This is a genomic window from Enhygromyxa salina (assembly GCF_000737335.2).
In the GTDB taxonomy this organism is placed as follows: domain Bacteria; phylum Myxococcota_A; class Polyangia; order Nannocystales; family Nannocystaceae; genus Plesiocystis; species Plesiocystis salina_C.
The window spans coordinates 1-943 of the sequence record NZ_JMCC02000290.1 but is presented as its reverse complement, the minus strand read 5'-3'; the positions used below and the strand labels follow the sequence as shown (position 1 = coordinate 943).

Annotated in this window: 2 protein-coding genes; one reads left to right on the top strand and one right to left on the bottom strand. The window is 66.7% G+C overall.

What is annotated here, in order from left to right; genetic code table 11:
- Positions 1-138: 138 nt before the first annotated feature.
- Positions 139-381: a hypothetical protein gene (locus DB30_RS40955; RefSeq protein ID WP_052559544.1), complete on the bottom strand. Its 243-nt coding sequence runs from the start codon at positions 379-381 to the stop codon at positions 139-141.
- A gap of 180 nt (positions 382-561) precedes the next feature.
- On the opposite strand from DB30_RS40955, the gene DB30_RS40950 reads away from it, so the two are divergent.
- Positions 562-943 (top strand): DUF6531 domain-containing protein (locus DB30_RS40950; RefSeq protein ID WP_146658989.1); only part of this gene is annotated, 382 nt, incomplete at its 3' end.

Here is a 943-nt window from a genome sequence, read left to right as displayed (position 1 = left end):
CGGAGGTCGCAATTGCGGCGTAGCTCACCGAATTCAAACTGGTCGTCGCTCTAGCGTTCAGAGCGACACGACCGATTCCGCCTCGACGAGGCCCCGACCCCCGCCGCCACATGGTAGGTCGGGCGCTCCACACGATGTTCAACGGCGGCTCGTCGCCAATACATGGTGTCCTTGGGCCGCCGTCGTGGCGTAGGCCCACGGCGTCGCCTTGGCTGCCGCACGCCCTTCAGGCAGGCAGGCGGGCGCCGTGGCGTTGGTGTGACTGTCACCCATCCGCGTCCACGCCACCGCGTCGGACTCGTCGATGTTGACCTCGCAGCCGACGGCGCCCACCCACGCGCTGCTCGAGCAGGCCAAGCGCGGCGGCGGTTGCAGCGACACGAGGTCTCTGGGGTGAGTCGCGCGAGGAAGCTGTGAGGGTGCGTTGTACCCCTCGGCGACTGTGCCAAACGAGAACGCAAGATAGTCTCCGCGTCGCAGACCGCGACGAGTAAAGTTGCGGGCTCGACTGGTGCGGATGGCACTTCGCCCTGCTTGCGAATGTGGCAGGTTGCCTGAAGGATGGATGCTTTTCAGCGGTTGATCAGCGTGGCCATCGCCGCATGTTGGGTGCTGCTCAGCGGCTGTGGGGATCGCCCGGACCTCCCCGCACCGGGGCTGCGCGGTGCTCTAGATGTCAGGATGCTCGAGCCGCCCAGCCAGGCGGCTGGCGAGCCGCACGCGTTCGATCGCTGCCCGGATGGCGCTTGTCCGCGCGATGAAGCTGGGTATCTGTTTTCGGGGGAATTCCATGAGCGGGTGGTTGATCTGCGGGTGCGGGGCTGTACGGTCGGGCTCGACCTGGTGTGGGCGCGCCGCTATCGATCGCGCCTGGGGCCGGCCGCGGGGCGGTCGCCGCTTGGGAACAATTGGGACCACAGCTACAATATTTATGCGGAGCTTG